Source organism: Seohaeicola sp. 4SK31 (assembly GCF_028802875.1).
Classification (GTDB): Bacteria; Pseudomonadota; Alphaproteobacteria; order Rhodobacterales; family Rhodobacteraceae; genus Seohaeicola.
In genome coordinates this window covers 1-6,631 of sequence record NZ_JARAMP010000056.1, presented here as the reverse complement: position 1 = coordinate 6,631, position 6,631 = coordinate 1, and the positions used below count along the sequence as shown (strand labels likewise).

General features: G+C 56.8%; 5 protein-coding genes and 1 pseudogene. 1 reads left to right on the top strand and 5 read right to left on the bottom strand.

The genetic code is table 11. From position 1 onward, the window contains the following. Positions 1–403 precede the first annotated feature (403 nt). The 5 genes and pseudogenes from PVW27_RS21090 to PVW27_RS21070 form a co-directional block, all read right to left on the bottom strand. Positions 404–2,746: a hypothetical protein gene (locus tag PVW27_RS21090; RefSeq protein WP_274561130.1), complete on the bottom strand. Its 2,343-nt coding sequence runs from the start codon at positions 2,744–2,746 to the stop codon at positions 404–406. Beyond that, entirely contained in the window at positions 2,746–5,223 is a 2,478-nt protein-coding gene (locus PVW27_RS21085; RefSeq protein ID WP_274561127.1) for an AAA family ATPase, read from the bottom strand. The genes PVW27_RS21090 and PVW27_RS21085 overlap by 1 nt, the downstream gene beginning before the upstream one ends. After that, positions 5,216–5,443, bottom strand: coding sequence for a hypothetical protein (locus PVW27_RS21080; RefSeq protein ID WP_274561126.1), 228 nt, complete (start codon positions 5,441–5,443; stop codon positions 5,216–5,218). Before PVW27_RS21080 ends, PVW27_RS21085 begins: the two co-directional genes overlap by 8 nt. A gap of 227 nt (positions 5,444–5,670) precedes the next feature. Then, positions 5,671–5,892 (bottom strand): hypothetical protein, encoded by a 222-nt coding sequence (locus tag PVW27_RS21075; protein ID WP_165809141.1) that lies wholly within the window; start codon positions 5,890–5,892, stop codon positions 5,671–5,673. A 2-nt stretch (positions 5,893–5,894) separates the two neighbouring features. Continuing rightward, positions 5,895–6,236: pseudogene (locus tag PVW27_RS21070) on the bottom strand (transposase domain-containing protein); the annotation flags it as partial. A gap of 35 nt (positions 6,237–6,271) precedes the next feature. On the opposite strand from PVW27_RS21070, the gene PVW27_RS21640 reads away from it, so the two are divergent. Beyond that, positions 6,272–6,349, top strand: coding sequence for a hypothetical protein (locus PVW27_RS21640; RefSeq protein WP_432762109.1), 78 nt, complete (start codon positions 6,272–6,274; stop codon positions 6,347–6,349). The last annotated feature ends 282 nt before the right edge of the window (positions 6,350–6,631 follow it).

The window sequence follows — 6,631 nt, the reverse complement described above, 5'->3', positions numbered from 1 at the left end:
CGCCCGCATCAACGAAATGGCCGCAATCACCGAAGATGTGGTAGAGGCCGCCGCTCAGACCCTCGTCATCGGAAACGCCAATTAACGCTCAAAAAAGACCGCCAAGTAGCGATCAAGTTCACATTTCCCCATGTTTTATTGGGTTTTTGGGTTGAGTAATCATGCAAGCTTTTAGAATAAAGCTTGCATGCATATTCTGAAGCGGACAGTTGGTGGAGTAAGTCAATTCTCTGGTACGGGACTTGCCGGGTTTCAGATACTGTAAGTAAACTCCAACACTCACATCGCAACAAGGATAAGAGATTGATTGGGCCCGTCCGATGATCCCGGAGATGCTGCGACGAAGCCATGCATCAAAGTGGAGGATCAGAGGAATATGCCAGCCAGCGTCCATCAAGACCATTTAGCGATCCACGTCATCAAAGATTGACTGTATGTTTGAGCGTGCGTTGGCGGATCGGCCAACCGGCGTTTCCACTCGATCTTCAATGTCGGGCGCGCGGGACTCATTCAAATCATCAATCGCCTTCCCTATCGCAATACGCCCACTATCGATCTTGGCGCGGTCGGGGTCGTCGATCGGAAGTGCGTCCTCGATACCGGTCAGTAAGCTCGATAACTCATCGAAGTGACTATCCGGATCGCTATCTTCGCAGTTCGATTTCCACTCGGAAATGTGGGTATCGAGTCGATCAACAACGTCCCCCCTTACTCGGGCCAAGAGATGTTCAAACTCGGCATCCGTCAGAATTGAACGCAAGGACTCGTCCTGGAAAATACCACCATCGGGGATCGTAAGGGTCGTGTCGATAATGTGTTCTACGAGGCTGAGGCGCTTTTGCTCGGGGAGGAGTTTCGCCTGATGAAGTTTCGCCAGTAGTCGACTTTCGGAGGAGTAAGCCATGAACGCACCGGGGCGAAGATCGAGAAGATCGGGCATCTGGTCTGCCACTAGCCGCAAGAACGCAGCGTCGCAGCGCTGCCCGAGAAAATAACGTATGCGGTAGTCAATGGGATGGGCGAGCAAACGATTGAGAAGTGCCGGGTACAGCGAAGGGCCGACACGGACGCTCGCACCCCGCAGTTCCACCCCGCCGCACACGACCTCTTCAAGTAACCGTTCGAATTTCGCGCCGCGCAGGTAAATTTCGGTCAACTCAGGTGAATTGGCAACGAGTGCAGCATAGGCATCGCCGATAGTCGGATGCTTGAAGGTCCATTTTGGTCCCTCTGTTGTATCGATGAGCAGGGCAAGACTTCCGCGAAGTGAATCGAGCGCGAGCCGGATTTCGGCGGCAGTGACGCCCAGAAGTTCCGTGATTAGCGCTATACGATCGTCATTCTCGATCGGCGACGCGAGTTGCCCGCCGTGCATAAAAATCAGTGCGACTGCGGCCGCTTCGCCCCGATCGAGATTGCGCAGGACGTCTTTTAGGAAGTCGACGGGTCGCCGTGCAAAATCGAGCAAGCCCTCCTCATCAAGGGTCACGTTCTCCGTAAAGAATGCGGACCCGAGGCGACGAGCTGTCTCAGGAAGGAAAGAAGCATCTTCAGCAAGCTTTGCCAAATGCGGCTTGATTGCCTTCTTAAAAGCAGCTGGTTGATCACCGCGCTTTATGTGGTTGTACAGGATTTGCGCTTTCTCGGGAGTTGCCAAGCCTTGGACGTTGATGACCACCTGCGATTTGTCGAAAAGCGGAAACGCGCCGGTTTTGAGATCGCGATGAGCTGATCGCCAGATGTAGGTACGGGATGTCAGCAGAAAGCGGGCACCCTTACGCAGCGCAGCGGCCATCAAGGGCATCTGCCGATTCCAGCCATCGGCAATATGGCGTTGGTACTGAGTGGCGCCGAATGCGTCATCAATCCAGAAGAACTGCTTTGGGTCAGCGGGATTCCAATGCCGCATGATATCTTCAGGACTTGTCACGCGGATCGTCGGCGCGTGCCAGTGATCCAGCGCCCCCAAGGCGAGGCTCGCGGCGATGGTCGATTTCCCGGAAGCTGGATCCCCAAGCAGCAAGACAAAATTATGATCGAGTAGTGCGTCCACGCTCTGACGATGTGCCTCTGTGACAACGAAACATGCCAGATCGTCCCCAAGCGCGCTCAAAACGGCACGAGATTGCGCATATGCCCGCTCGTCAAGGATCTGGGAAAGATCTCCCAATCCATAGACCCTCGGCACCATCACCCGTAGCCGTGATGATTCCCGAATTTGCTGTGCGATCCAATCACGCCCCAGAATGACACAGTTCTTCACGCCCGCCGATTCGAACGCCGCAGCGATTGCGTCGGCCTGCGTGCCCGATACGCCGTGGTTTGTGAGAAGGATGTAGTCTTCAGCCAACCCTCTGGCTGCGAGCCTGCCGGCCTTGGTCAGTTCGCCCTTCACGGCGCTCAGGCTTAGTGGCGCATCCGCCTTGCTTGTGAATTTGCATTGGATTGTCGAGCGACCGGCTGAATCTCCATTTGACCAACGGCCGAGAAATGCACCATCTCGCCCGCCATCCTTTGAGGGCAGAAATGTCTCAACAGACCGCTTGAGCACTTCCTGAGCGATTGCTACGCACAGGTCTTGAAACGACTTCCAGCCTAAAGTGTGAAGAGCGTAATCGATTAGCGGTCCTTGCGCCGATGGCGCAGATGAGCCGTCCACCTCTGTAAGATCCGATACTCGTTTCGCTTCTCCATGCTTTTCAAAGCTGCGCGTTGCCAGCTCGACGGGTTTGGATCGCCCTCCCACTATGCTGCTCCCGCCGCTGCGAACTCGAACTGGGTCTCACATCCGCCATGCGCGCATACTGGCTTCTTCAATGTGAGGGGCCGCTGGAATTTCGTGCGGTTGCATTTCTTGCAGGTGAACTGGCTGCGGAATGTCTTGAACTCGTCCCAGCGCGTCTTTTCGTCGCCGATCGAGCCATCGCCGTAGGGGACGTCCTGAAAATGGCTCCCGAAATTTTCGATCGTGCCAGTCGCCAAGCTCGCAAGAAAGCGGTTGTTGACGCCCGGTACCAGCGCAGGTTCCAACTTCGCGTCCTTGAGAAAACCGCCAAGCGCGGATGCCAACTCGCTGCGATCGTAGGTGTAAGCCTTCTCTAGTGGGCGAATACGAACGCTGACTCCAAAATCCCGGCATATGCCGAGAAGCCATTCCTCTTCGGCTTGGCGCATCTCATTGGCCGCCAACTGCCCGTCTGCCCAGCGGGCCTCAATCATTTCGTCGCTAACCTTGTGATCGGCAAATCGGGGTCCAAAGGCCGGATCGAGACCGATGATCCTGGTGAAGTGCCAAGTCTTGTCTTCGAGCTGATCTTTCAGATAGTTGAAGAACCGCTCGTCATGGGTCGTAATCAGGATCTGACAGCCACCGAACATGGTAGCGATCAGTGCAGCAATAGTGCGGCGATGATCCGCGTCGTAAGAGGTGACGATATCATCCAGCGCGATGATAGGCGCACCGGTATTGAACTGCTTAATCGCAGCCATGCGCAGCGCCAGCGCTACAGAATGGATTTGGGAGTCGCTCAAATAGCCGCCCGGCTGCACACCTGCCCGGTTCGCGGCAAAATCGATCAGCAAATTTAGGCGCTGCTGGTTGCTATCGTCTTCTCCCGGCAGCTCCAGCCGGATTGACTTGGCTCCGGCGCCCTGGATCATCTTGTATATGTCATTCATCGGAGTCTGGAGCTTATCGAGTAGCACCTGGACCTTCTTTCGGATTTCGGCCGAGATTGTTTCCGCCTGCGCCTTAAGCGCCTCGGATAACTTCCCCAACTCCTCGCTTGTCCGCAGCGCTAGCTTCCGCTCGCCCTCTAGCTCCAGCAGGCGATCGATCTTCGACTTGGCCTTGAGATATGTATGATCCCCTTGCTTCGCCTCGATGTCGGAAATGGCTTTATCAAGCGAGGCAAGCAATTTGGCAATCAAGGCGACAATGCCAGCCGACGCGGGCGCCGGGCTCTTCGGCCAGCCGGCGACGGTCGCTTGATAGGCGACGAGATCGGACTTAAGCGCCGCTTCAACATCGCCGAGCAGGCCAATCAGCCCCGGCAGGGATGACACCAATTGGGTATGGGCCTTAGTCAACGCCGTCTTGGCATCGTCGCGCGTCTTCTTGGCGGCCGCGTAGTCGGCCAGTTCTTCGAGATGTTTGGCGACATGGTCTCGGATCACCTCTGGACTGCCTGCTGCGGTGTCGGTTATCGGTGTGATGCAGACCGGGCAAACTTCTGGTGCGGGCGCGCCTTCGGCGAAAAGCGGTTCAGCGGCTTTCCACAATGCCTGAAATACCGTTCCGGCCGCCTTGTCGCGCTCATCGGCTTCTTCGCGTTCAGCCGTCTCCAGCGTCGCAACGGCGGTATCGAAAGTCGAAATTGCGCCACTGACGGTAATCTCCCCGCTATCGGCGTCCGTCGTCTCCAGCCACAAGCCAGCTGCCGCGCTGCGGATTTGCCGCAAACCGGCGAGACCGATCTGGTTTTCCTCTGCTTTGGCACGCGTTTCCAATTCGACATAGGCGGGATCAAGTGCAGTTAGGGCTGCAAGGACGAGCGCGGGATCAAGCGGCGCAAGGATCAGCGTATTGGCATGGAAAAGAACCGCCACTGCATTCCAAGATTCGACCGCTTGGGTCGTCTCCTTGGCGAGCTGGCTATCAACGCGCTGGAGCGCCGTCTTGTCTTCGGCTGCGGTCTTGATCTGAGTGCGCAATGAACGAAGGTTCTTCTGCACATCGACCAGCGGGCCGAGTTGAAGCCAGTTGGCTACATCTGCGTAACGCTGCTCGGGCGTGTGGATTTCAACAAAGGTACGGAGCGCGTGGCCACGAATGATCGGCGGCACCGCAAAGCAGGTGTTGAGGGTGGCCGCCACCACCGGAATCGGACGCTTTGCACCTCCTGCCGCGCGATTGCCGTTCGTGATATCCTTGCCTGAGATGACGCTGATCGCCACGGTCGGGGCGATCTTTGCTTCCTCAGCCAAATTGTGCGCCAGAGCGATTGGGCCGGCCTGATTGTTGATGGCACGCTGCCCCAACCGTTCAAGCGTTCCGTCCTTGGACAGTATGAACTCAAGTGCATCGATGATGCTGGATTTGCCGCGGCCATTAGGCGCGAATAACGCCAAGCAGCGCTTCTTACTGAAATCGAAGGTTTTCGGCTGGAGGTAGGCCCGGAACCCAGTCAAACTCAGCGACTGAAGAAAGTAAGGATCAGCCATTCATCACCGCTACCTTTGGCGGGTCTGCCCGCTTACCGGCGAGTCTCATAATGGCGTCCTTCGCTTGAACAACGGCGTTCTGGGTCGGAGTGGCTCTTAGAATGTGTGCCGTGAGGACGCCCGCTAGGTCCTTATCAACACCCTCCATTGCAATTAGCTTCTTCCCCAAGGCGTCGAGGAACTCATCCGGTGTCTCAGATAGTTTTGTTTCATTATCCATGAACGCCCTCCACTGAATTTACGTCGTACCTTAGTTAGGATTTTCCATCTTGGAACCCTTCGCATCGTTTTACTTGCAGCGCCCACTGTTGGGCGAACAGCGACTTCTGCTTTCTTCACCACCTTTGCGGAAGTTCTGTCCTCTCAGACCGAGTGCTATGCCGGAGGGGCGTTAGTCTGGTTCTTGCCCTCCCTGTCGGTAAGCATGCGGCGTAGGCCACAGCGAGGTCAACGCGCGCGGTCGCGGTCCATTTCGATGAACTCTTGCAGGTTTTCAATCCCGAACGGAGTGAAGGCGATGACGCTGTCGTCGCCAGGGCCGTAGACCCAGATCACTCCATCTTCGGTTTCCATGTCGATGGCGAGATCGAAGATCCGGTCGACGGTTTCGCCCAGTTCGGCTGCAACGCGGTCGATGGTCTTGACGGAATACACCTTGTTGAGCTGCATGATCATGCCGCCTCAGCGAGGTGCCACGACTTCCAGTTCCATGGCAGAAGGTCATGGATGCGCGAGACGGGCATGTCGGGCAGCCGGGCGAGGACATCGGCAAGCCAGGCCTGTGGGTCGACGTCGTTCATTTTGGCCGTGACGATGAGGGTATACATGGCGGCGGCGCGTTCACCGCCGCGCTCGGATCCCGCGAAGAGCCACGACTTTCTGCCCAAGGCCACGCCGCGCAGGGCGCGTTCGGCCGCATTATTCGTCAGGCAGATGCGCCCGTCATCGAGGAATGCCGTGAACGCCTGCCAACGACCGTCTTTCTCGAACATGTAGTTGATCGCCTTGCCGAGAATGGGGCCGCATAGGTCAGGGCGGTCAGGTTCGCATGGATTGGTTTGCTGACGAAGATCAGGCCGTCGCAGCTTTGGTCGTGCTGGAAGCCGCTAAATGTCGCCGCGGCTAACCGTCTGGGCAACGTTGTTTCGGGCATCTACGGCGGTGGTAATTACTATAAAGTATACAATGACGGTGACAACGGGCTTGGGATTGTGGTCAACGGTGTCTGGCATCGGACCCATGTGTACATGAACGGCCACGGCAACAAGCTCGACTCTGTGCAGGGCGGCGCCCCCTCGGCCTTTAGCCTTATGAACAACGGCGACAGGAACACCTTTAGACTGCGCACACACTGAGCCCTCGATCATATGACAGCTTGGCGCCTCTTCTCTGCGAGGGGGCGCCAAAC